We start from the raw sequence: 20562 nt of genomic DNA on the forward strand, positions 1-20562 counted from the left end.
AGGGGTTGGTCAGCTGTCCGGGCCCTCCTCCCAGCGGCGGTTCCGTACCGTCGGCACGGTCAACACTACGACCCCGGCCGCCAGTTGCCAGACCACCCCGAGCAGCAGCACGGCGCCCGCGCCGAACCGGTCCGCCAGCGGACCGGCCGCCGCCGGCCCGAGCGGGCCGAGGGCGAAGGAACCCGGCACGCCGAAGGCCGTCGTCCGGCCGAGCAGCTCCACCGGCACCCGCTTCTGCGTGGTGGTGTCGTAGAGCGTCCCGCAGACCGCCGAGCCGAGCCCGGCCACCGGCGCGCCGACGGCCACCCAGAGCAGCCCCGCCCCCGCCGCGAGCGTTCCGGAGGGCAGGGCCCACGCCGGTGCCGCCACGGACGCCACCGCGAGCGGCCGGGCGGGCGCCCGGCCGGGCATCAGCAGGCCGCCCGGCACCGTACCCGCCCATCACCAGACCCCAGGCGCCGCGCGCGGGCGGCGGGCGCAGGCGGCGGGCGCAGCGGTCGCGGGCGCAGCGGTCGCGGGAGGCGGGCGCAGCGGCAGGCGCGACGTGCGAGCGGCGGACGCGGCGCCAACACCCTTGGCACCGGCGGGACTTCGAAGGCAGCTCCCGCCGGCGGCGGAGCATCGCCGGCCGGACGGCGGCGGCCTCAGGGCGAAGGACGCCACAACCGACGTCACGCCGTTACGCAGCCGATGGGCGGCCGTGACACGACCGGCCGAGGACCGCGACACGGCCCTCCTACCGTCGTCCCCGACGCCACCGGCCGAACCCGCAGAACCGGGCGAAGCGGCCGAAGGCGTCCGCGACGAGGACGCACGCGTCCGGCGCCGACGACGTACGTCCCCGCGACACCAGCACGCCGAGTCCCGCGGACCGCACCGCGGACCGGCGGGCCACCACGTACCGACCGATGCAGACGATGGAGACACCCCGCATGAGCAGGAGCCGTACCCACCACTCCCCCGCCCGCCGCGTCCTGGCCGCCTGCGCCCTGACCGGCGCCGCGCTGCTCGCCACCGTCACCGGCGGGCAGGCCTGGGCCGACGGCGTGCCGACGCCGGTCGCGACCGCCCCCGGCGCCATCCCCAGCGTCGTCCCCAGCGCCGCCCCCAGCATCGCCCCGGGCGGCGGCACGGACGGCGTCCCGGCGCCGAAGACCGCCGTGCCCGCACCTTCGGCCACCCGGGCCGAGGGCGCGCCGGCCGTGTCCGCGCCGAAGGGCACCGCCACCCCGGCCCCGGCCGCCCCCGGTGGCGCCCAGCCGCAGGTCCGCAAGGTGCCCAAGGGCGCCGCGCAGGCCGGTGACGGATCCGCCGCCGCCGACGGTTCCGGTCTGATGCTCGCCGGTGGCGGTGCCGTCGCGGCCGTCGGCGCCGCGGCCCTGGGCTTCGCCGTCCTGCGCCGCCGCTCCGGTGCGCGCGGCTGACACCGGTCCCGAGTCCGCCGGGCACCCCGGCGCCGCTTCCCCGTACCCGGCCAGTCGGGGAAGCGGCGCCGGGGTCGCCCCGGTGGCGGGGACCGCCAGCCACCGACGCTCCAAGGAGCACCAGCGGGACAATCGCCGGGACAACCGGCGGGGACGCCGACGCGCCCCCCGCCCCGGCCCGGGCCCCCTGCGCCGCACCGCCTTCGGCACCGCGGGCCTGCTCTGCCTGGTGCTCGGCACCTCGCTCGCGCTGTCCGGCCGGGAGACCCCGGTGGTGCGGGTCGAGACCTCCGGGCACGGCACCGTCACCGGCACCGACGCCCCGGCGACCACCTCGGCTGCCCCGGCCACGACCGGCGCCGCGGCCACCGCCCCGAAGCCGTACCCGCCCTCGCCGCCGACCCGCCTGCTGGTCCCCTCCGTCGGGGTCGACGCGCCGGTGGCCGAGCTCGGCCTGAACGCGGACGGCACGGTCGAGGTGCCGCCGGCCGACCGGGGCCAGGAAGTCGGCTGGTATCGCAACGGCCCCACCCCCGGCGAGACCGGCCCCGCCGTGCTCATCGGGCACCTCGACACCGTGCACGGCCCGGCCGTCTTCAAGCAGTTGCCGAAGCTGCGGCCCGGCGAGCTGATCCGGATCCGTCGCGCGGACGGCGGCACCGTGGACTTCAAGGTCCGCACGCTGCTCCAGGCCCCCAAGGACCACTTCCCCACCGAGCAGGTGTACGGCGACACGCCGGCGCCCGCGCTGCGGCTGATCACCTGCGGCGGGCAGATCGGCTCGGACGGCCACTGGACGGACAACATCATCGTGCTGGCGGACCTGGCCTGACGGCGGCATGTGCTGAGGTGGGAGACGGAACCGCCCGCCGCCGTCCGCGCGACCTACCAGCGCGGGACGGTAACGGAAGCGACGACCGGAGCGAAGCCGCAGAGCAGGAGGACGAACACCGACCGTGGCAGCAACCCCAGTACCCCGCCGCCGACCCGGCGCCGTCCCAGTGGCCACCCTGGCCGGCCTGGTCGTCGTCCTCGCCCTCGCCGCCCTGGCCTTCGGCCGGGCCACCCCCGGCGACCTGCGCGACCAGGGCCCGGCCCGGACCGTCACACCGCCGGCGGTGTCCCAGCCGCTCTGGCCGCAGCTGCCCACGGCCACCCCGGTACCCACGCCCGCGGCCGGCGTCACCCAGGAAGCCCCGCAGCCCTTACCGGATCTGACCGTCCCCGGCCACGACATCACCGCGGTCGACGTCCGCACCGTCCTCGCCAAGGACCCGAAGCTGGGCCAGGAAGAACGGCTGGCGCTCGGCTCGTGCACCGGCTGCGACATCCGCACCCCCGAGTTCCGCGACCTCACCGGGGACGGGCAGCCCGAGCTCATCACCGCCGTCACCACCCCCGGGCAGGTCGTGCTGCACGTGTACACCCTCGTCGAGGACCACCTGCTGCCCGTCCTCCAGGTGCAGGTCCAGCCGGCGTTCAACGCCACGACCATCGGCACCGAGCTGTGGCTGTTCGAGCCGACCGCCGCCTACGTCGTGACCCGCAGCCACTACGAGTGGGACGGGACCAGGCTCGTCCTGAAGGAACGCACGGACGAGGGCCTCGGCCTGCTCCCGCCGACCAGCCCGGACAGCGGCCGCACGGCCACCGCCGCGCCCGAAGCCGGCCCGGCGCCGATGCGCCCCGGCTCGCTCGTGCCGAAGCAGGCCGCCCCCGAGGCCGCCGTCCCGTCCCCGCGCACCGTCCGGCCGACCGCGGTGCCCTCCGCACCCTCCGTCCCGTCCGTGCCCTCCGCCCCCGCCGTGATCCCGGAAACGAAGCGATGACCCCCGCCGCCACCGCCCCCGCCCCTCCGCACATCCTCCTGGTCGAGGACGACGAGGTGATCCGCGAGGCCACCCGGATGGCCCTGGAGCGCTACGGCTTCCCGGTCACCACGGCCGCCGACGGCCTGGAGGGGCTGGAGGCCTTCCACGCCGTCCGGCCCGACCTGCTCCTGCTGGACGTCATGCTGCCGCTGCTCGACGGGGTCGGGCTCTGCCGCCGGATCCGGGAGGAGAGCCAGCTGCCGATCCTGATGATGTCCGCCCGGACCGACCCGGTGGACGTGGTCTCCGGGCTGGAGGCCGGGGCCGACGACTACGTGGTCAAGCCCTTCGAGAGCGCCGTCCTGGTCGCCCGGATCCGTACCGTGCTGCGCCGCGTCCGGGTCGTCCCGGCGGCCGAGTCCCCGGCCGACGCCCTGCCCGACGCCCCCGTCGCCGATGCCCCCGTCGCGCCCTCGGACACCCCCGGGACGCCGCAGCCGCCGCAGGCGCCGGAGTCCGCCCCTTCCCCGTCCCTCCGCAGATTCGACGGCCTCCAGGTGGACACCGACAGCATGGAGGTCCGGGTGGACGGCCGCCTCGTCCCGCTCACCCCCACCGAACTGCGGCTGCTGCTGGAGTTCACCGCCGCGCCCGGAATCGTGCTGGAGCGCTCCACCCTGCTCGAACGCGTCTGGGACTACGAGTGGGGCGCCGACACCCGGGTCGTGGACGTCCACGTGCAGCGGCTGCGCGCCAAGATCGGCTCCGGCCGGATCGAGACCGTCCGCGGCTTCGGCTACAAGCTGCGGCGCCCGGCATGACCCTGCGCCGCCAGATCGCCACCGCCGTCGCCGCCATCGCCGTCCTGGTCGCGGTGGCCGTCGGCCTGCTGGTCCACCAGGCGATGATCAGTCAGCACGTCGACCAGGCCCGCACCTCCGCACTCACCGCCCTCGACTCCGCGCTGGACGCCTACGTCCGCGACAGCGAGCCGACCGCCCGCGGCGGCGCCGTGAACGACCCGGCCCTGCCCGAGCGGCTGCGCGCCCTCGCCGCCAGCGGCCGGCACGGCTCGCTGCTCGCCACCGACGGCACCGGCGAGTCGATGTGGGCGGCCGGCCCGGTGCAGAACGGGGTGCTGTCCGTCCGGGTCGACTTCGCCCAGGACCGGCAGGCCATCGCCGACCTGGACCGGATCATCCTGCTCACCGTCGTCGCCGCGGTCTTCACCACCGTGCTGGCCGGCGTACTCGTCGCCGACCGGATCAGCCGCCGACTGCGCACCGCCGCCACCGCCGCCCGGGGCATCGCCGCCGGCGGCACGGACACCCGGATCGGCGAACTCGTCGACGGCAAGGACGAGGTGGCCGACCTCGCCGCCGCCGTCGACCTGATGTCCCGCACCCTGCACCGTCGGCTGGAGGACGAGCAGCGCTTCACCGCGGACGTCGCCCACGAACTGCGCACCCCGCTCACCGGACTGGTCACCGCCGCCGAACTGCTGCCGCCCGGGCGCCCCACCCAGCTCGTGCAGAACCGGGTCCAGGCGCTGCGCGGCCTGGTCGAGGACCTGCTGGAGGTCTCCCGCCTGGACGCGGACGCCGAGTCCCCCGACCTCTCCGCCGTCCCGCTGGAACGCGCGGCGCGCCGCACCGTCTCCCTCACCGGCCTGGACGTCGCCGTCGAGATCACCGCCGACCGGCAGGTCCGCACCGACCTGCGCCGACTGGACCGCATCCTCGGGAACCTGATCCTCAACGCCCACCGCCACGGCGCCGGGCCCGTCCACCTGAACGTCGACGGCCTGCGGATCACCGTCCGCGACCACGGCCCCGGCTACCCCGAGGACCTCCTGCGCCACGGCCCGCAACGCTTCCGCACCAACGCCCCCGAACGCGGCCGCGGCCACGGCCTCGGCCTCACCATCGCCACCGGCCACGCCCGCGTCATCGGCGCCACCCTGACCTTCGCCAACCACCCCGACGGCGGCGCGCTGGCCACCCTCACCCTCCCCCCGGACTGACCCCACCCACGACAAAAGGGCCGGCCCGACACCCGTCGGACCGGCCCTTCCCACCTGCCGCAGAGCCCCCTGTCGGGTTCGAACCGACGACCCCCGCTTTACAAGGCTTGGCGTGCGCCACCCGCCCTGACCTGTGCCGCGCCTGGCCTGCCTCTTCCCCGACCACCGCACCGCCGGCGCCCGCGACTGACCGCCACGTACCGCCCAATCTGGCACGCCTGTGGCACGGCCATCGGTCACGCTCAGCCTCGAAGCAGCCTCACCGTCGATCGAGCCGTGGCAGGCTCGGCTCATGTCCCACTCAAGCGCCTTCGACAGACACACGGCCCACCTGACCACAATGGCCAAGGTCTTCCGGCACGACACGGTGGAAGACTGGGTCGCTGCCAACCCCGGCCGTACGCTGGATGATCTCCTGCTGTTCCTCAAAGCGGAGGCTGATGAGGCGCGCGACGCTGCGATCCAAGCTCAGGTGGACGCAGGTACGCCCCGGGAGCGAGCGGCTACGGCGGTCGCCTTGATCAATTACCACGAGAACCGGTGATCTGGTCCGTCGCCCCATCGCCGATTCTCATGAACAAGTTCTGATCAACCAACGGGCTGGTCAGCGGACGGGCACTCGCCCACCCCGATGACCAGCCCGTTTGCCGTCACCGGTTGTCAACGTTGGTCGACCCTGGCAGACCTCGCACGGCCCACACGCGGCCCAAGACCACATGCACAGTCCGGGGACGCCTTCCGCCATTGACCATCTTGGCTAGTGCTGAGGCACTTCACCGATAGCAGTGGACTGCTGCACACCAGCGTTCTGGTCTGCCGCCGGGCGCCATCCGTCACCAAGCAGCAGAGCAACGATGCCGGCTGCCGCCGAGAGTGCGGCAGGCAGGATCTCGGCCGGTGCACGGAGCGCGATCACAATGATCACTACAGCCACTGGCCAGATCTGGGGGACCCTGGTTGACACAGGGGCCCGGGTAGGAGCGAGACTCACTGCAGTGCCTCCTCAAAGAGGTACGTCCTGCCCGCCAGTAGCGCACTCGGTTCCCGCCTCAGCGCCCCTGGCGGGCATCTCCAATGGTGTAGCTGACGGTAACAGCGGCTCATGCCCGGGCGTATGGCATCCCACAGCTAGACACTGGTTCTCGGATGCTCTCAGACGCTGGCCCTCGTCACGTCATGTCGACAGTTAGCGTCTCTACCACGCCTGTTATAGAAAGTCGCACATCGAGCGACTAGATCATCTCGCAGGGTGGCTGGTCAGGAAGCATTTCGAAATGGCTACGTCATCATGACGTATAAACAATCCGTAATCGCGAATGTTGGCCTGAATTCATCGTGCCGCACTTGATCGCGCGGGCGTTGGCGCGATCTTTGGCCGGTGTCCTTTCTGGTCTGGGGTCGAGCATGATCGGGGGGCCGTAAGCTGCTGCGACTCGGTCAGGGCTCTTTGGGCCTGACCGCAATTTGGCCGAGTGGCCCCCCGTTCTTGCTCGACTCGGGTCCCGGGCCAGGGAGGTGGGTAAAGATCGCGCCGGCGCCCGCCCACGGCCCCGGCGGGTTTGTCCTTACGTCGTCCGTCCGCCTTGGCGCGGCCGGCCGCCGCCGTCGCGGGGCGCAGACAGGAGCGGAGGCGAGCGGCGGGCCAGCGCCGCGAGCGCAGCGAGCCTTGAACCAGTAGCGAAACTTGTAACAGTTACCTTCCCGCCCCACCCCATCACCCCAACTCCCCTGCTACCAATCCCCATCCCACATACCCGCCCGCTTGGGTCTGCGCGGCGCTGGCGCCCACGTTCTGGAACCCGTAGAGACCCCTGCATCGCGTCGCCTGCGTCGCCCTGCTGCTGGACGGGCTGGGCCAGCTGGCTGAGACCTCGCGTTCCCGCCGATCGGTGCGTGGGCATGCTCTTCTCGGCCGGGGAAGCCATGCGGGAGGGGGAGACGTGACGGAGCTTGTGGTCAAGCTGTGGCGGGTTCCGGGCAAGGAACGGCTCTACGTCAACAAGGCTGGCGCCCGCGGCGATTCAGTGGCCTGGCTGGACTGCAAGACCGGTGTCGTCACGATCGACAGCCCTGACTTCGAGGCTTCTGCGCTGGACAAGGTCGAGGAGTGGTGCCGATCCTTCGGCAGCCATGTACCGTCGCGCACCGTCCGACGCCGTGAAGAGAAGCGCCCGCCGGCAAAGAAGGTCTCAGTTCAGGTACCGCCGCCTCGCGCCGAGGTTCCGTTCCTGCCTCCGATGCGGGAAGAGGACGACCTCTCGCGGAACCTTCCCGGTGCGGGGCTGGAGAGCCTGGTGCGCGAGGGAGAGGAGAGGTACGGGCTACTCGTCCGCCTCGCGGCCAAGGTATCCCGCCAACGCCTCGGCGATTCGAGCACGCTGCGCGGCCTGGAGGGCGAGCAGATCGTGGGGGCCCGTCTGGAACCGCTGAAGGCTGCTGGCTGGAGGGTCCTTCATGGGGTGCCGCTGCCCTCCGGCTCCGACATCGACCACGTGGTGATCGGCCCGCCAGGCGTCTTCACGGTCAACTCGAAGCACCACCAGGGCGCCACCGTGTGGGTCGGCGACAAGGTCGTGAAGGTCAATCGCAACGGATTCCCGTACCTGGAGAACTCCGAGTTCGAAGCCAGCCGCACCGCCAGGCTGCTGACCGAGTGGTGCGGCTTCGACGTCCCCGTGCACCCCGTCATCGCCATCGTGGGCGCCCAGAAGATCACGCTCGGCGCGGACCCCGGGGTGACGGTCGTAGATGGCGAGCAGATTGCCTCCGTCCTGCCCGCCCGGCCGGCCGTGCTGTCGCCGAACCGGGTGGATCGGATCTTCACCATCGCCCGCCACCGCCACGTCTGGAGCCAGATGGGCAAGCGCGGCAGGAAGGCCCGCTGACTCAGCTCGCCCGCGGCATGTCGAGGAGCATCCGCCTGTCGTGCGTCCGGACGTGCGGGGCCTTCTCGCACTGTAGGACGATCTCCTCCGGGGTAAGCCACGCGAGTTCGTCGGCCCCCACAGCGGTCGACTGCGCCGGAGCAACTTCCGGACACTCGGGAGGGACGACCCGCCGGCGGCTTCTGGCACGCCCGTGGCGCAGCCGGAGTAGGACCCCAGCAACGGCGAAGGGCCAGCTCGACCGGGATCACCCCGGCGAACTGGCCCTTCGTGCTGTGAGCCCCCTGTCGGGTTCGAACCGACGACCCCCGCTTTACAAGAGCGGTGCTCTGGCCAGCTGAGCTAAGGAGGCACGGTGGCCGTCCGCGAGGGATCACGGCGGCACCGGGGGGCAGTCTACCGGGCGCGGGGGACGGGATGGGGGGATATCCAGGGGTTGGTGGGATGGGTGGACGTGATGGAACCGATGCCGAAATCGGGTCGGGTGGGGGCTGACAAGCGGCGGAAGCGCAGGTAGCGTCGCCGGGAGTCGGCTCGTGTAGTGGTTCAGACCACTGGTGGGCCGGCGGAGCACGAACCCACCCCCTTTACTCGGATCGTCCGGCACGTTCCTGCCGGTGAAGGAGAGCAACGACCATGGCTTCTGTCACGTACGACAAGGCGACCCGCGTCTACCCCGGGGCGGACAAGCCCTCGGTGGACGCACTGGACCTGGAGATCGCGGACGGCGAGTTCCTCGTGCTCGTCGGCCCCTCGGGCTGCGGCAAGTCGACCAGCCTGCGCATGCTGGCCGGTCTGGAGGACGTCAACGCCGGTGCGATCCGGATCGGCGACCGGGACGTCACCCACCTGCCGCCGAAGGACCGGGACATCGCCATGGTGTTCCAGAACTACGCGCTCTACCCGCACATGACCGTCGCCGACAACATGGGCTTCGCGCTCAAGATCGCCGGCGTGAACAAGGCGGAGATCCGTACCAAGGTCGAGGAGGCCGCGAAGATCCTCGACCTCACCACGCTGCTGGACCGCAAGCCGAAGGCGCTCTCCGGCGGTCAGCGCCAGCGCGTCGCGATGGGCCGTGCGATCGTCCGCCAGCCGCAGGTCTTCCTGATGGACGAGCCGCTGTCGAACCTGGACGCCAAGCTCCGCGTCTCGACCCGCACCCAGATCGCCGGCCTGCAGCGCCGCCTGGGCATCACCACGGTGTACGTCACCCACGACCAGACCGAGGCGCTCACCATGGGCGACCGGGTCGCGGTGCTCAAGGACGGCCTGCTCCAGCAGGTCGACACCCCGCGCAACATGTACGACAAGCCCGCCAACCTCTTCGTGGCCGGCTTCATCGGCTCGCCGGCCATGAACCTGGTCAAGGTGCCGCTGGTGGACGGCGGCGTGAAGTTCGGCGGCTCGGTCGTCAACATCTCCCGCGAGAACCTGGCCGGCGCCGGCGCCGACAAGACGGTGACCGTCGGCATCCGCCCCGAGCACTTCGAGATCGTCCCGGCAGGCGGCATCGAGGGCGTCGCGGTGACGGTCAACGTGGTCGAGGAGCTCGGCTCGGACGGCTTCGTCTACGGCACCACCCAGATCGGCGGCGAGGACCACGACCTGGTCGTCCGCGTCCCCGGCCGCCAGATCCCGGCCCGCGGCGAGACCATCCACGTCGTGCCGATCGCCAACGAGACCCACGTCTTCTCCACCAGCTCCGGCCTGCGTCTGAGCAACTGACGCGGACTGCGCGTCACCGAACGCCACCAAGTTTCACGACGTGTCACGGCACGTCACGGCACGCCCCGGAGCCCGTCGGACCCTCGCGGTCCGGCGGGCTCCGCCCGTACGCCCCGCGTCAACACGGCAAGGGGACGAAACCGGACACCGTGTCACTCGATGGTGTAACGGAGGGCGACCCGGCCTGTACCCACCGCTACTCTCCTGAGGGTGAAGCAGCTGTTGCGCCGTATCGGCCAGACCGTCGCCCTGACCCTGCCGGTCGTCCTGGTGACCACCGGCACCCTCGCCGTGACCCGGGTCCCGTGGGCCCCGCCGACCGGGCTCGACCAGCAGGTCGTGGCGGCGTCCAGCGGCGACGGCGCCGGGATCGGGCGCTCCAACAACGCGGCCGGCGCCGTGGCCAAGGCCGCGGACGGGCTCGCCCCGCAGGAGTCGCTGCGGGTGGCCCTGCTGGACGAGCTGCGCGCCAAGAACCCTTCCGCCGCGCTGGACCTGCTGGAGCGCTCGATGCGCGAGCAGCCCTCGCTGACGCCCTACTGCACCTCGCTGTCCACCGAGTTGGGCAAGGCGGCGGTGCGCAAGTACCAGGGCGACGTCCAGCGGGCGCGCTCCTTCGCCCGCCCGGTCTGCGACGGTTCGTTCGCGGCCGGCGTCGTCGGCTGAGGACGCCGGGCACGCCGAGCAGGCCGAGCAGGCCGAGCAGGCCGAGGACATAGAAGGCCTCAAGGCCTCGAAGTCCCAAGGCCCGAAACCCGAGGCCACCGAGGCGGCGGACGCCCCCGTCCGCCGCCTTATTGTTCAGGCATGAGCGCTGACTCCGGCCCCGCCGCCGACCTCCCGTCCGCCCCGCACCCGCAGCCCCGGCCGACCACGACGCCCGTGACCCAGGCCGTCATCCTGGCCGGCGGCCAGGGCTCCCGGCTGCGCCCCTACACGGACGACCGCCCGAAGCCGCTGGTCGAGATCCCCGGGACGGGCACGCCAATCCTGGGCCACCAGCTGGCCTGGCTGGCCGAGGAGGGCGTCACCGACGTCGTGGTCTCCTGCGGGCACCTCGCCGACGTGCTGGAGGAGTGGCTGGACAGGGCGGACCTGCCGCTGCGGGTGCGCACGGTGGTCGAGGCGGAGCCGCTCGGGCGCGGCGGCGGGCTCAAGTACGCGGCCAAGGCGCTGCCCCGCCCGGACGAGCCCTGGTACGCCACCAACGGCGACATCTGGACCCGCTTCAGCCTGCGCGAGATGGCCGCCTTCCACCACGAGCGGGACGCCGTCGCGACGCTCGCGCTGGCCCGGCCGCGGATCCCCTGGGGCGCCGTGGAGACCGACCAGTTCGGCAACGTGCTGGACTTCATCGAGGCCCCGCCCTCGCCCTTCCTGATCAACGCCGGCCTGTACGTGTTCAGCCCGGAGTTCGCCGAGCTGCTGCCGGACGTGGGCGACCACGAGCGCACCACCTTCCCCCAACTCGCCCGCGGCAAGCGGCTGGCGGGCTACCAGCTGCCGCAGGGCGTGTACTGGCGGGCGATCGACACCGCCAAGGACCTCACCGAGGCGGCCAAGGAGCTCGCCTCCGGCGCCGGCCGGACCCCCCGCTAGCCCAGACCCTCCGGTAGGCCCGGGCCGCCACACCACGCGGCCGCGGGACGGCGGCACCGCCCGCGAACGGCGATTGGCCGGGCGCTCCCCCACGGAGCGCCCGGCCGATCGCCGTCACCGGTCCCTCAGGTCGCGGTCGGCGCCCCCGGGTGGGAGGTCCGGCCGCCGGACAGGTCGGCCAGCGGCGCGCTGCCCAGCACCCCGCCGAGCAGCCCGCCGGGGTTCGGGCTGGCCTTGGAGCCCGACCCCGCGCCGCCGGCGCCCGGGGTGCCGCGCGACGCGGGTGCGGTGCCGCCCGAGCCGCCCGCCGGGGCGGACGCGGCCGGGGAGGCGCCCGACCCGGCGTCCGCCTTGCCCGGGTGCCCCTTGCCGCTGGGCGTCGGGGTGGCCGGCTTGGCGGACGGCGTGCCGGGCGGGGTGGTCGCGCTCGGGGTGGGGGTGGCGGGGCGCGGCGCGGCGGGCGGGGGCGTGGTGGACGTGCCCTTGCCGCCGGGGGCGCCGGACGGGCTGCCGGACGGCCAGACCGGCGTGCCGTAGTCGGTGGCCGGGCGGTCCGGCGCCTGGTGCGCCCGGGCGCCGGTGCGGACGGCGGCGCCGAGCATCGAGCCGAGCAGCAGGGTCAGCCCGACCACGACCGTGGTGACGACGGTGCCGCGGCGCAGCACCCGGCGGCGCAGCGCCCCGGGCGTGTCCGCGCCGAACCGGCGCCAGGCCTCCAGGTTGAGCCGCCCGTCCAGCGAGGCGAACGGCGCCCCGGCGATCAGCAGCGGGCTCCACGCCGCGAGGAAGATCAGGTCCGGGGTGTCGTAGACCGGGACGGCCCGCCAGCTGACGGTGAACAGCAGCGCGGCGGAGAGCGCCATCGCCGCGCCGGCGGCGAACCGCTGCCAGAGGCCGAGGACGGTCAGCACGCCGACCACGATCTGGGTGAACGACACCACCAGGCCGGCGCCCACCGGGTGCGCCATGGCGAAGGCCAGCAGCGGCTCGGCGACCTTCCACGGGTGCAGCGAGGAGAGCCAGCGCATCATCGAGCCGCGTTCGCCGCCGTCGAAGTACACCGGGTCGCAGAGCTTGCTGAACCCGGCGTAGACCGAGAGCGAGCCGAGGACGGCGCGCAGCGGCAGCAGCACCAGGCCGAGGTCGACCCGGCGGCCCGGGTACCAGGGCTGCCTGCCCTCGGCGTCGGCGGCGGAGACCTCGGGCAGCTCGCCGCTCGGGGTCCAGCCGTGCGGCTCGCCGACCGGTCCGACGCCCGCGTGGGTGGCGGTGCCGGCGCCCTCGCGGGGCTGGCGCGGGAGGGTCCGGACGCCCGCGAGGGAGGGGAGCACCTGGGTGTCCGCCTCGACCAGGCGGACACCGCCGGCCGGGGTGCCGCGCACGGCCTCCAGCAGCCGGGTGGCCGCCATGTCCCCGGGGGGCGCCTGGCCGGTCCAGGTGACGGCGGTGACCCGACCCTTGCGGCGCGGCGCGCCGCCGGCCCCGGCCCCGGCCAGCGCCGGGACGGCGGAGGCGGGCACGACGACCTGCGGGGTGACCAGCGGACGGCGGATCAGGCCCTGGTTGGCGTACGGGTCGCCGAACGCGGCGCCGGTGGACAGCAGTCCGGCCGGGGCCTCGATCAGCGGCGCCACCGGGGCGCCGAGCCGGAGCCGGAAGCTCGCCTGGGTGCTGCTGAGCCGCGAAGGGTCCGACTCCACCTTGACGGTGTTGAGGCCGGGGCCCGCGTCTATCCCGGTGCTGCCGTCGCCGAACAGGGGGCGCCGAGGTGTTCTGGTGTCCACGCCCGTCTAACCGGGTGACGGCCGCTTAGGACACTCTCCCGAGTGGATGTCCGGCACACACTTGAAGTGATCATGAAAAAAGCGATCGGGCCCGGTCGGGCCCGATCGCCTTCACTCTGTTTGCGGGGAATTCGGAAGATCGCCTGCGTTCCGAACCCCGGCCGTGCTGGGCCCCGGGCGCCGGTCAGCGGCGCCCAGTGGTGCTCAGCGCTTGGCCCGCATCCGCGCGGCCTCGTACAGCACGATGCCCGCCGCGACACCGGCGTTCAGCGACTCGGTCAGGCCGGACATCGGGATCCGGACCCGCATGTCGCAGGTCTCCGAGACCAGCCGGGACAGGCCCTTGCCCTCGCTGCCCGCGACGATCACGACCGGCCCGTTCAGCAGGTCCAGGTCGCCGATCTCGGCCTCGCCGTCGGCGGCCAGGCCGACCACCATCAGGCCGGCCTTCTGGTAGGCCTCCAGGGTGCGGGTCATGTTGGTGGCCCGGGCGACGGGCAGCCGGGCCGCGGCGCCGGAGGAGGTCTTCCAGGCACCGGCGGTCATGCCGGCCGCGCGGCGCTCGGGGATGACCACGCCGTGCGCGCCGAAGGCGGCGGCGGAGCGGACCACGGCGCCCAGGTTGCGCGAGTCGGTCACGCCGTCCAGCGCGATGATCAGCGCGTCCTGGCCGGCGTCGGCGGCGTCCGCCAGCAGGTCCTCGGGGTGCGCGTACTCGTACGGCGGCACCTGGAGCACCAGGCCCTGGTGGTTCATCCCGCCGGTCATCTGGTCCAGCTGGGGCCGCGGGGCCTCCATCAGCGGGATGCCGCGGTCGTTGGCGGCCTGGAACGCGTCGCGGACCCGGTCGTCGGTGTCGATGAACTGCTGGACGTACAGCGCGTTGGCCGGCACGTCGCCCTTCAGGGCCTCGACCACGGAGTTGCGGCCGAAGACCAGCTCTGCGCTGCCCGCACCGCCGCGGCCACCGCGACCGCCGCCGCCGGCCCGGCGCATGCCGGCCCGGGCCTTGGCGTCCCGCTCGCGCTTGACCGCGGCGTTGGCGGCGCGCTGCTTCGGGTGGCCCTTGCGCTCCTCGCCGGGAGGGGTCGGGCCCTTGCCCTGGAGGGCCTTCCGGCTGTGCCCGCCGGTACCGACAGACGCGCCCTTCTTCGATCCGGGGTTGCGGCGGTTCCTGCGCTGGCTGTTGCCGGCCATGGCTGTACTTCCTGTCTGTCCGGCATGCCCCGGCCGCCCCGGTGTGCCCGGTGGCGGTCGACGGCATGCGCTACGTCATGCGGGAGGGCCGCACCGGTCCGGTACGGCCCACCCATCACCCCGATCGTCGGATGGGGTTACTGGCTGTTGATCGTCCAGCGCGGGCCGGACGGGGTGTCCTCGATCGCCAGCCCGGCCAGGCCGAGCTGGTCGCGGATGGCATCCGCGGTGGCGAAGTCCTTGCGCTCGCGCGCCGCCTGCCGCTGGTCCAGGACCAGACGGACCAGCGAGTCGACCACACCGTGGAGGTCCTCGCCGCGCTCCGCCCCGGCCCACTGCGGGTCGAGCGGGTCGAGGCCCAGTACACCGAGCATCGCACGGACCTCGGCGAGTCGCGCCACCACGCTCTCCTTGTCGTCCGCGTTCAGGGCGCTGTTGCCCTGGCGGACGGCGGTGTGCACGACGGCCAGCGCCTGCGGCACACCGAAGTCGTCGTCCATCGCCTCGGCGAAGGCCGGCGGCACCTCGGGCGCCGCGTCGACCGTCCCGCAGCGCTCGACGGCGCGCTGGATGAAGCCCTCGATCCGGCCGAAGCCGGCCTCGGCCTCGCGCAGCGACTCCTCGCTGTACTCGATCATCGAGCGGTAGTGCGGGCCCGCCAGGTAGTAGCGGAGCACGATCGGCCGCCACGCCCGGACCATCTCGGAGACCAGCACCGAGTTGCCCAGCGACTTGCTCATCTTCTCGCCGGCCATGGTGACCCAGGCGTTGTGCACCCAGAAGTTGGCGAACTCGTCGCCGTAGGCCTTGGACTGGGCGATCTCGTTCTCGTGGTGCGGGAAGATCAGGTCCAGCCCGCCGCCGTGGATGTCGAAGGCCGCGCCCAGGTACTTGTGGACCATCGCCGAGCACTCCAGGTGCCAGCCCGGACGCCCGCGGCCCCACGGGGTCTCCCAGCTCGGCTCGCCCGGCTTGGCGGCCTTCCACATCGCGAAGTCGCGCTGGTCCCGCTTGCCGGTCTCGCCCTCTCCCTCGGGCTGGCGCAGGTCGTCCAGCTTCTGGTTGGAGAGCGCCAGGTAGTCCGGGTACGAGCGGACGTCGAAGTAGACGTTGCCGTCGGCCGCGTAGGCGTGGCCCGTCTCGATGAGCCCACGCATCATCTCGATCATCTCGGGGATGTGCCCGGTGGCCCGCGGCTCGACGGTCGGCGGCAGGCAGCCCAGCGCGTCGTAGCCGTCGTTGAAGGCGCGCTCGTTCTGGTAGCCGACCTGCCACCACGGCGTGCCGAGCTCGCGCTCCTTGGCGATGATCTTGTCGTCGATGTCGGTGACGTTCCGGACGAAGGTCACCTGGTAGCCGCGGTAGGCGAACCACCGCTGCATGATGTCGAAGTTGAGCCCGGACCGGATGTGCCCGATGTGTGGCGCCGACTGGACGGTAGCGCCGCACAGGTAGATCGAGACACAACCCGGTACAAGCGGGACGAAGTCGCGTACCTGGCGGGTGCTGGTGTCGTACAGACGAATGCTCACAGCGTCAAGCGTAGTGGGCAGCAGGGGGTGCCCCGCCACATTCCCCCGGGAAACGGTGGGCTGTGGCGGGGTCGGACGCTGCCGCGGACGCGGCTCAGATGTTGCCGAGCACCTTGCTCGGGGCGAGCCGGACGATCACCCGGACGTCGTCCGGGCCGTCCATCGTGTACTTGTCCTGGCCCATGTACTTGCCGGCCAGCTCGTCGATCAGCTCCCGGCCGCCCTCGGTGGTCATCGAGACCTCGCCGCGCGCCTCCAGGTACTCGTACGGGCTGTCCGCCGGGTTGATCAGGATCGAGACCCGCGGGTCCCGCACCAGGTTGAGGTGCTTGCGACGGCCCTGGACGGTGGAGAACAGGATGTCGTCGCCCTCCCGCTTGACCCAGACCACGGTGGACTGGGGGCTGCCGTCGGGCTGGATCGTGGAGACCACGGCGAAGCTCTTGGTGTCGAGCAGGGCCCTGGCACGGTCGGAGAGCTGGGCGGACACGGTTTACCTCTTCTCGTCGGCGGTTCGGCCCGAGCGGAAGCCCCGTACGGGCCCGAGCCGAACAGTAGCGACTCGGGCCCCGCGGACACCGGGTGAACACCCGTCAGGGACGGTTTCTTCCCGCCTGCTCAGCGTGGCCGGCTCAACGCCGCTCGTACACCAGGGCGGTGGCGATCGCGGCCAGGCCCTCGGCCCGGCCGGTCAGCCCCAGCCCGTCGGTGGTGGTGCCGGAGACGGACACCGGGGCACCGGCCGCCTCGGACAGCGCGGCCTGCGCCTCGGTCCGGCGCTTGCCGATCTTCGGCCGCACGCCGATCACCTGGACCGAGACGTTGCCGATCTCGAAGCCCGCCGCGCGGACCAGCCGGGCCGCTTCGCCGAGCAGCTTCACCCCGGACGCGCCGGCCCACTCCGGGCGGTCGGTGCCGAAGTGGGCGCCCAGGTCGCCGATCCCGGCGGCCGAGAACAGCGCGTCGCAGGCGGCGTGCGCGGCGACGTCGGCGTCCGAGTGCCCGGAGAGCCCGACCCCGGCGTCCGGCCACTCCAGCCCGGCCACCCAGAGCGGACGGCCGGCCTCGAAGGCGTGCACGTCGGTGCCGATCCCGACGCGGGGGATCACCGGGGCCTGCGGGGCGGCGGGCACCGGAGCGGCGGTCGTCGGATCAGTAGGCATCGGCGGCCCTCCTGCGGGCGAGTACGGCCTCGGCGAGCACGAGGTCCAGCGGACGGGTGACCTTGAACGCCTCCTCGTGGCCGGGCACCACGACGACCCGGCCGCCGTAGCGCTCGACCAGGCCGGCGTCGTCGGTGACCGCGGGCGCGTCGGCGGTGCCCGCGCTCTCCTCGGCCAGCGCCTTGGCGTGCACCTCGACCAGGGTGGCGCGGTCGAAGCCCTGCGGGGTCTGCACCGCGCGAAGGGTGGCGCGCTCGGGCGTGTCGAGCACCGGCTCGGGGCCGCCCGGGTTCGGCTCGACCCGCTTCACCGTGTCGGCCAGCGGCACCGCCGGCACCACCGCCCGCGCCCCGGCCCGGACGGCGGCCGCGACGGTGTCCACCACCTCGACCGGGACCAGCGGGCGGGCCGCGTCGTGCACCAGCACGATCCCGACCTCGTCCGGGATCGCGGCCAGGCCCAGCCGGACCGACTCCTGGCGGGTCGCCCCGCCGGCCACCACCCGGATGTCCTTGTCGTCCAGCCCGTGGCTGTCCAGCAGGGCGACCACCTCGGCCACCCCGTCGGCGGGCGCGGCGACCACGACCAGGCCGACCGCCCGGCTGCGGGCCAGGGCCCGGACGGCGTGCACCAGGAGCGGCACGCCCCCGAGTTCCCGCAGGGCCTTCGGGGCCCCCGGCCCCAGCCGCTCACCGCGTCCGGCGGCGGGCACCACTGCTGCTGCGACTGCTCCTGACGCGTTCAGGTTTCACTCCTTCGGCGAAGTGGGTATGGCCATGGCGTGCCCGGCGGGCGCACCGGGCCCCTTCCGAAGAACCACGGTCCACCGCCCGCCGCACAGCTCCGCAAGCTCCGCACGACAACGGGTGCAGAAACGCTCTTGCAGGCCTGGGCCGGCTGGGGCGGGTGGCGTGGTCCGGACATGCCTCAGCGCCCGAAGTGCCACTGCACCACTCGCGAACGGTTCGTCCGCGGAGTGGTGCGTCGGCACCGGGCGCTGTGAGCGTTGGGCGGCAGCCCGACCGCACTGCGGTGGCGTGCGCTACGAGGCGAGGACCTCGTCGAGCAGCGTCTCCGCCTTGTCCTCGTTGGTGTTCTCCGCCAGCGCGAGCTCGCTGACGAGGATCTGGCGCGCCTTCGCGAGCATCCGCTTCTCGCCGGCCGAGAGGCCGCGCTCGCGCTCGCGGCGCCACAGGTCGCGGACGACCTCGGCGACCTTGATGACGTCGCCCGAGGCGAGCTTCTCCAGGTTCGCCTTGTAGCGACGGGACCAGTTGGTCGGCTCTTCCGTGTACGGTGCCCGCAGCACCTCGAAGACCCGGTCCAGACCCTCCTGGCCGACCACATCGCGCACGCCGACGAACTCCGCGTTCTCGGCGGGCACGCGGAGCGTCAGGTCTCCCTGCTGCACCTTGAGCACCAGGTAGGTCTTGTCCACACCTTTGATCTGGCGAGTTTCGATGGCCTCGATCAGCGCGGCCCCGTGATGGGGGTAGACCACCGTGTCGCCAACCTTGAACGTCATGTGACAGGACCCCTTCCGTGGCTTTCCAGAATAACACGCTTCTCGGCGCACCCGAAGGGCGTTTTCGCAGGTCAGGGCCGGTCTCGGGGCTTGACAAGGACCCCCATGACGTGCTGCGACCAGTGTTCGAGAGGGGCTTCCCGCAGGTCGGAGGCGGTTCCGGGGTTCGGCGAAACCCTTGCGCAACACCCCCGCAACCATGATTGGATCTTGAGCTTTCACCCCTTTTCAGGTCGCGGCCGAATCGTTATTCGATCTTGGTCGAAGCTTGTCCGTCGCGTGACCCGAACATGTCGACCGTACCGCCGGACGGCCTCCGGCGGGCCCCGGGAGTGCGACACGGGGACCACCCCGTGAGGAGCGCATAAGCGAGGTCGATAATCTGAGACCTGACCTACCGACACGTGACCTAGGAGAAGCCGCCGCCGTGAGCCGCAGCCTTCGACGCGGCAGCATCGCCGCCATCGCCGCCATCGCCATCGCCTCGCTGTCCTCCTGCGCCGCCGGCAACACGCCGGACACCCTGCAGATCAAGCCGGACAACGCGGCGGCGACCGTCGGAACGCACCTCCGACTGAACAACATCGTGGTCGTCACCGGCGAGGGCGCCGTCGGCGACCACACCGGTCCCGCGAACGTGGTCGTGAACATCGCGAACACCGCGGACATCCCGGCCGAGCTCCAGTCCGTCACCGTCGGCGGTGCCGCTACCACCTTCGCGGACGCCGCCGGCGCGCCGCTGTCCAGCATCGTCATCCCGGCCGGTGGAGCCGTGGCGATCGGCGGTCAGGGCAACCCGACCGCCACCGCCGCCTCCGCGACCGTCCCCGTCGGCGGCTTCGCCCCGACCGTCTTCACCTTCAAGGACGGCCAGAAGGTCGAGGCCCAGGCCTCCGTGAGCCCGGACTCGGGCGAGCACGGCCACGGCCTCTACCAGGGTTACGGTCCGACCCCGTCGCCGACCGCCACCCCCGCCAAGACCACCACCCCCGGTGCCACCGCCCCGGCCACCGGTACCACCCCGGGTGCCCCGACCACCGGTGGCGCCGTCCCGGCCGGCACCACCGCCCCGGCCGTCCCGGCCGCGCACTGACGCCGCACTCCGCCTCCGGCGGGCCCGCCCGGGCCCGCCGGAGCGACGCGAAGGCCCCCTCCGGCTGCTGCCGGCGGGGGCCTTCCGCGTGGTCGGGACGGTTTACGGCTCGAACTTGTAGCCCAGGCCGCGGACGGTGACCAGGTAGCGCGGCGCGCCCGGGTCCGGCTCGATCTTGGCCCGCAGGCGCTTCACGTGGACGTCCAGGGTCTTGGTGTCGCCGACGTAGTCCGCGCCCCACACCCGGTCGATCAGCTGCATCCGGGTGAGCACCCGGCCCGCGTTGCGCAGCAGCATCTCCAGCAGGTCGAACTCCTTGAGCGGCAGGTCGACCTTGGCGCCGTCCACCGTCACCACGTGGCGGTCGACGTCCATCCGGACCGGGCCCGCCTCGAGGGCGCCCGGGCCGTTGCCGTTGTCCCCCGCGCCGCCGTCCTCGCCGCGGCGGCGCAGCACCGCGCGGATCCGCGCGACCAGCTCGCGGGTGGAGTACGGCTTGGTGACGTAGTCGTCAGCGCCTATCTCCAGACCGACGACCTTGTCGATCTCGCTGTCCTTGGCGGTCACCATGATCACCGGGACGTTGGAACGCACCCGGAGCTGGCGGCAGACCTCCGTGCCGGGCAGGCCCGGCAGCATCAGGTCGAGCAGGACGAGGTCGGCACCATTGCGTTCGAACTGCTCCAGGGCGTCGGGGCCGGTGGCGGCGACGGCCACCTCGAAGCCCTCCTTGCGGAGCATGTACGAGAGGGCGTCGCTGAACGACTCCTCGTCCTCGACCACCAGTACTCGGGTCAC

At 72.9% G+C, this 20562-nt stretch carries 20 protein-coding genes and 1 tRNA gene; 11 read left to right on the forward strand and 10 right to left on the reverse strand.

The features are described 5' to 3' along the window. Window positions 1-9 precede the first annotated feature (9 nt). Window positions 10-369, reverse strand: coding sequence for a hypothetical protein (locus tag ACGF13_RS01955; protein ID WP_392867842.1), 360 nt, complete (start codon window positions 367-369; stop codon window positions 10-12). Window positions 370-932: 563 nt separating this feature from the next. Here ACGF13_RS01955 and ACGF13_RS01960 point away from each other — a divergent pair. The 7 genes from ACGF13_RS01960 (at window position 933) to ACGF13_RS01990 (ending at window position 8143) form a co-directional block, all read left to right on the forward strand. Next, window positions 933-1424 carry a sortase-dependent protein gene (locus ACGF13_RS01960; protein WP_392867845.1) on the forward strand — a complete coding sequence of 164 codons (492 nt, stop codon included), beginning with the start codon at window positions 933-935 and terminating at the stop codon, window positions 1422-1424. A gap of 82 nt (window positions 1425-1506) precedes the next feature. Next, window positions 1507-2256, forward strand: a complete 750-nt coding sequence (locus ACGF13_RS01965) for a class F sortase (RefSeq protein WP_392867847.1) — start codon at window positions 1507-1509, stop codon at window positions 2254-2256. A gap of 124 nt (window positions 2257-2380) precedes the next feature. Beyond that, a complete protein-coding gene (locus tag ACGF13_RS01970) occupies window positions 2381-3253 on the forward strand; it encodes a hypothetical protein (protein ID WP_392867850.1) in 873 nt (290 codons plus the stop codon). Next, entirely contained in the window at window positions 3250-4056 is an 807-nt protein-coding gene (locus ACGF13_RS01975) for a response regulator (RefSeq protein WP_392867852.1), read from the forward strand. The genes ACGF13_RS01970 and ACGF13_RS01975 overlap by 4 nt, the downstream gene beginning before the upstream one ends. Next, complete coding sequence (locus ACGF13_RS01980) at window positions 4053-5258, forward strand: sensor histidine kinase (RefSeq protein WP_392867855.1); 1206 nt, start codon at window positions 4053-4055, stop codon at window positions 5256-5258. Before ACGF13_RS01975 ends, ACGF13_RS01980 begins: the two co-directional genes overlap by 4 nt. A gap of 340 nt (window positions 5259-5598) precedes the next feature. After that, entirely contained in the window at window positions 5599-5802 is a 204-nt protein-coding gene (locus ACGF13_RS01985; protein ID WP_392867858.1) for a hypothetical protein, read from the forward strand. Window positions 5803-7198: 1396 nt separating this feature from the next. Beyond that, window positions 7199-8143 carry a nuclease-related domain-containing protein gene (locus tag ACGF13_RS01990; protein ID WP_392867860.1) on the forward strand — a complete coding sequence of 315 codons (945 nt, stop codon included), beginning with the start codon at window positions 7199-7201 and terminating at the stop codon, window positions 8141-8143. Window positions 8144-8421: 278 nt separating this feature from the next. On the opposite strand, the gene ACGF13_RS01995 is transcribed toward ACGF13_RS01990, so the two are convergent. Beyond that, window positions 8422-8495 (reverse strand) — tRNA-Thr (locus ACGF13_RS01995). A 284-nt stretch (window positions 8496-8779) separates the two neighbouring features. On the opposite strand from ACGF13_RS01995, the gene ACGF13_RS02000 reads away from it, so the two are divergent. The 3 genes from ACGF13_RS02000 (at window position 8780) to ACGF13_RS02010 (ending at window position 11470) form a co-directional block, all read left to right on the forward strand. After that, a complete protein-coding gene (locus tag ACGF13_RS02000) occupies window positions 8780-9871 on the forward strand; it encodes an ABC transporter ATP-binding protein (RefSeq protein WP_392867863.1) in 1092 nt (363 codons plus the stop codon). 210 nt (window positions 9872-10081) lie between these two features. Continuing rightward, complete coding sequence (locus tag ACGF13_RS02005; RefSeq protein ID WP_392867866.1) at window positions 10082-10537, forward strand: hypothetical protein; 456 nt, start codon at window positions 10082-10084, stop codon at window positions 10535-10537. Between the two features lie 141 nt (window positions 10538-10678). Next, the gene (locus tag ACGF13_RS02010) at window positions 10679-11470 is read left to right on the forward strand and encodes an NDP-sugar synthase (protein ID WP_392867868.1); all 792 of its coding nucleotides are present in this window, start codon (window positions 10679-10681) and stop codon (window positions 11468-11470) included. Window positions 11471-11595: 125 nt separating this feature from the next. Here the strand turns inward: ACGF13_RS02010 and ACGF13_RS02015 are convergent, their stop codons facing one another. From ACGF13_RS02015 to ACGF13_RS02045, 7 genes are all read right to left on the reverse strand, one after another. Continuing rightward, window positions 11596-13254 carry a DoxX family membrane protein gene (locus tag ACGF13_RS02015; RefSeq protein WP_392867871.1) on the reverse strand — a complete coding sequence of 553 codons (1659 nt, stop codon included), beginning with the start codon at window positions 13252-13254 and terminating at the stop codon, window positions 11596-11598. Window positions 13255-13458: 204 nt separating this feature from the next. Next, on the reverse strand, window positions 13459-14451 hold the full coding sequence (rlmB, locus tag ACGF13_RS02020) for a 23S rRNA (guanosine(2251)-2'-O)-methyltransferase RlmB (RefSeq protein WP_392867873.1): 993 nt from the start codon (window positions 14449-14451) through the stop codon (window positions 13459-13461). Window positions 14452-14588: 137 nt separating this feature from the next. Further along, the gene (cysS, locus tag ACGF13_RS02025) at window positions 14589-15983 is read right to left on the reverse strand and encodes a cysteine--tRNA ligase (protein WP_392867876.1); all 1395 of its coding nucleotides are present in this window, start codon (window positions 15981-15983) and stop codon (window positions 14589-14591) included. A 94-nt stretch (window positions 15984-16077) separates the two neighbouring features. Further along, window positions 16078-16473 (reverse strand): PPOX class F420-dependent oxidoreductase, encoded by a 396-nt coding sequence (locus tag ACGF13_RS02030; protein ID WP_392867878.1) that lies wholly within the window; start codon window positions 16471-16473, stop codon window positions 16078-16080. Between the two features lie 142 nt (window positions 16474-16615). Next, complete coding sequence (gene ispF, locus ACGF13_RS02035) at window positions 16616-17146, reverse strand: 2-C-methyl-D-erythritol 2,4-cyclodiphosphate synthase (protein WP_392867881.1); 531 nt, start codon at window positions 17144-17146, stop codon at window positions 16616-16618. Further along, a complete protein-coding gene (ispD, locus tag ACGF13_RS02040; protein WP_392868763.1) occupies window positions 17136-17891 on the reverse strand; it encodes a 2-C-methyl-D-erythritol 4-phosphate cytidylyltransferase in 756 nt (251 codons plus the stop codon). The genes ispF and ispD overlap by 11 nt, the downstream gene beginning before the upstream one ends. Before the next feature lie 297 nt (window positions 17892-18188). Next, on the reverse strand, window positions 18189-18671 hold the full coding sequence (locus ACGF13_RS02045) for a CarD family transcriptional regulator (RefSeq protein ID WP_014136563.1): 483 nt from the start codon (window positions 18669-18671) through the stop codon (window positions 18189-18191). Between the two features lie 427 nt (window positions 18672-19098). Between ACGF13_RS02045 and ACGF13_RS02050 the strand changes: the two genes are divergently transcribed. Next, window positions 19099-19764, forward strand: a complete 666-nt coding sequence (locus ACGF13_RS02050) for a DUF461 domain-containing protein (RefSeq protein ID WP_392867884.1) — start codon at window positions 19099-19101, stop codon at window positions 19762-19764. 102 nt (window positions 19765-19866) lie between these two features. Here the strand turns inward: ACGF13_RS02050 and ACGF13_RS02055 are convergent, their stop codons facing one another. Then, a complete protein-coding gene (locus ACGF13_RS02055; protein ID WP_392867887.1) occupies window positions 19867-20562 on the reverse strand; it encodes a response regulator in 696 nt (231 codons plus the stop codon).

The sequence above is a fragment of the Kitasatospora sp. NPDC048286 genome (assembly GCF_043201735.1).
Classification (GTDB): Bacteria; Actinomycetota; Actinomycetes; order Streptomycetales; family Streptomycetaceae; genus Kitasatospora.